At 72.5% G+C, this 3,018-nt stretch carries 4 protein-coding genes; 3 read left to right on the forward strand and 1 reads right to left on the reverse strand.

What is annotated here, in order from left to right:
- The coding region (locus B8460_RS14135; RefSeq protein WP_048862255.1) for a hypothetical protein at positions 1 to 314 on the reverse strand (314 nt) is incomplete at its 3' end.
- Between the two features lie 101 nt (positions 315 to 415).
- Between B8460_RS14135 and B8460_RS14140 the strand changes: the two genes are divergently transcribed.
- The 3 genes from B8460_RS14140 to B8460_RS22910 all read left to right on the forward strand — a co-directional run.
- On the forward strand, positions 416 to 1,315 hold the full coding sequence (locus B8460_RS14140) for an SDR family NAD(P)-dependent oxidoreductase (RefSeq protein WP_084623675.1): 900 nt from the start codon (positions 416 to 418) through the stop codon (positions 1,313 to 1,315).
- A 33-nt stretch (positions 1,316 to 1,348) separates the two neighbouring features.
- Positions 1,349 to 2,044 carry an RraA family protein gene (locus B8460_RS14145; protein ID WP_048862256.1) on the forward strand — a complete coding sequence of 232 codons (696 nt, stop codon included), beginning with the start codon at positions 1,349 to 1,351 and terminating at the stop codon, positions 2,042 to 2,044.
- Positions 2,045 to 2,207: 163 nt separating this feature from the next.
- A partial coding sequence (locus B8460_RS22910) for a hypothetical protein (RefSeq protein ID WP_373855891.1) occupies positions 2,208 to 3,018 on the forward strand: 811 nt, incomplete at its 3' end.

A 3,018-nucleotide genomic window follows, 5' to 3' on the forward strand; every position in this document is an offset into this window, starting at 1 on the left:
AGGCCGGCAGCGGCGACGCTGCGCACCGCCGAGCGCACCGCGCGCGGGGTAAGCGCCCGGCTTGCCGCGACTTCGTGATGCAGCGCGCGGTCGCGCGCCGTCATCGGTATGGTCTGCGGCGCCGCCTCCCACGGCAGGACATAGATGGCGCCGCCGGCGGAGAAATTGCGCAGCAGCAGCGACAGGCCGTGCCGGTCGTCACCGCGCACACGCGCCGCGAACAGGGCAGGCGTCTCGAATGGCACGCAGGCGCCGCGGCTGGCGTGATCGGGCGCGTGCCCGGGCAGCGTGAGGGCGGAAGCGGCAGCCGGCATGACGGCATCCGTTGGACGGTGAAGGGTCTTGTATGCGGCGCGAGCCTTTCCTCTGTGCCCCGTCCGGGTTAACGATGACTGAAGCCGTCAAGGGTGACGACATGTCCACACGCGACGACACGCCGACCGCCGAGACCGACGCCCCGCCGGCGGCGGATGCCCCGCCGCAGGTCTGCCCCTTTACCGGGCGCAGCGCCGCGGACCTCGCGGTCCTCGACGCGCCGCCCGAACGGGCGGCGGAGTTCCGCGAGCGGGCAAGGCGCGACGGGCCGCGCACCTTGCTGCTGACCGGCGCGAGTCGCGGGATCGGGCATGCGACCGTCAAGCGCTTCGCCTCCGCCGGCTGGCGGGTGCTGACCGTCTCGCGGCATGCCTTTCCCGGCGCGTCCTGCCCCTGGCCGGGCGGCGAGCTCGACCACGTGCAGCTCGATCTCGGCAACCTCGACGCGATCGACGACGTGGTGAGCGAGATACGCGACCGGCTGGGCACCGGCCGGCTGGACGCGCTGGTGAACAATGCCGGCATCTCGCCCAAGGGGCCGCGCGGCACCCGTCTCGGCGCGCTCGAGACCGACATCGCCGTGTGGCAACAGGTATTGAGCGTCAATCTCGTCTCCACCGCCCTCCTCGCGCGCGGTCTGTTCGCCGAGCTGCGGGCGGCCAAGGGGGCGATCGTCAACGTCACCTCGATCGCCGGGGCGCGCGTGCATCCCTATGCCGGCGTCGCCTATGCGTGCTCCAAGGCCGCCCTGGCGGCGCTGACCCGCGAAATGGCGTTCGACTTCGGCCGCTACGGCATCCGGGTGAACGCGATCGCGCCGGGCGAGATCAAGACGTCGATCCTCTCGCCCGGCACCGACGAGATCGTGCAGCGCGAGGTGCCGATGGGGCGTCTCGGCACCACCGACGAGGTGGCGGAGACGATCTTCTTCCTCTGCACCGAGGCATCGTCGTACGTGAACGGTGCGGAGATCCACATCAACGGCGGCCAGCACGTCTGAGCCGGCCGCGCCGCAACCACGGAGACCCGCCGCATGGCCGACCGCGCGTTTGACTGGAGCGATCTCGAGGCGCTCCGCCGCTTCGACACGCCCACCATCTGCAACGGTCTCGAACTGGTGGCGCCGGAGCGGCGGGCGATCGGCTTTACCACTGAACCCCTGGTTTGCATCGACCCGGCGGCGCCGCCGATCGTGGGGCTCGCCCGCGTCGGCACGCTGCGCGCGCGCGAGGCACCGCGCGGCGCGGTCGCCGACCGGCGGGACTGGTACGACTACGTGGCCGCGGCGCCCATGCCCACCATCGTCGTGCTGCAGGACCTCGACGACCGGCCCGGCTACGGCGCGTTCTGGGGCGAGGTGCATTCCACGGTCCACAAGGCACTCGGCGCGCTCGGCTGCGTCACCAACGGATCGTTCCGCGATATCGACGCCTGGGCGCCGGGCTTCCAGATGCTCGGCGGGCGGATCGGGCCGAGCCACGCGCATATGCACCTGGTCGATTTCGGCCGGCCGGTGAACGTGTTCGGCATGCAGGCGGGCCACGACGACGTGATCCACGCCGACCGCCACGGCGCCGTGGTCATCCCGGCCGAGGCCGTGCGGCGCCTGCCGGCGGCTATCGACCTGCTGTCGCGGCGGGAGGCGGTCATCCTCGACGTCTGCCGTGATCCGGGCTTCACGCCGGCCAAGCTGCGCGCGGCCCTGGCGGCGGCCGGCGAGATCCACTGACGCGGCCGCCCGGAAGCGGTCGCCCGCAGGGTCGTTACACTAAATAACAGGTTAAAATCACGGGCGCCGTCGCACGCGGCGTGCATTGCGTCACACCGCGCACATATATCCGTTACATGGCCGGCGCAGACCGACCACGGTGCGAGCCGAGGGAGGCGTGAGCATGCGAGACATCAGAGCGACGGCCGGGTCGAAGGCGCTGCGTATCGCGGCAGCCGCAGCCTTGTGCCTGCTTCCCATCGGCGTGGCCCGTCCGGCGCTGGCCTGGGGCCATGGCGGCGGTGGCGGCTTCCATGGCGGCGGCGGATTCCGCGGCGGATTCGGCGGTTTCCACGGTGGCTATGGCGGATTTCACGGCGGATACGGCGGCTTCCGGGGCGGCTACGGTGGATTCCGTGGCGGGTATGGTGGCGGCTACGGCGGCTATCGCGGCGGTTACGGCGGCTGGGGCGGTCGTGGTTGGGGCTACGGCGGCTGGGGTGGCCGTGGCTGGGGCTATGGCGGCTGGGGCGGTCGCGGCTGGGGCTATGGCGGCTGGGGCTGGGGCGGCGGTTGGGGTGGCTGGGGCTGGCCCGGCTACTGGGGCGGTCTCGCGGCCGCCGGGTTCGGCTTCGGCCTAGGCTATGACTTCCCGTATTTCGGCGGCGTCTATGCCGCGCCGGCCTATGCGGCGCCCGTCTATGCGCCCCCGGTCTATGAGCCGCCGGTCATGGTCGCGCCGCAGCCGCCGATCCTGGTGCAACCGCAGGCCTATGTGCCCGCGCCGCCGCCGGTCCATCACGCGGTCGTGCATCACGTGACACAGGCGCCGTGCGCGTGCACCTGCGCGTGCGTCCCGGCGGGTCTCCCGTCGGTCATGACGCCGTCCGCGCCGCAGGGGCCGCTGCAGGGACCGGTGCCGATGCAGCCCGGCACGCCGCTGCCGCCGCAGACCGCCGTGCCGATGCGCGCGACGCCCGCCGCCGCGACCACCA

Source organism: Acidisphaera rubrifaciens HS-AP3 (assembly GCF_000964365.1).
GTDB lineage: Bacteria > Pseudomonadota > Alphaproteobacteria > Acetobacterales > Acetobacteraceae > Acidisphaera > Acidisphaera rubrifaciens.

Bases quoted from the DNA above. Each gene is read 5' to 3' on its own strand.
- B8460_RS14145 (WP_048862256.1), top strand. From the start codon at position 1,349: ATGGCCGACCGCGCGTTTGACTGGAGCGATCTCGAGGCGCTCCGCCGC.
- B8460_RS14140 (WP_084623675.1), top strand. From the start codon at position 416: ATGTCCACACGCGACGACACGCCGACCGCCGAGACCGACGCCCCGCCG.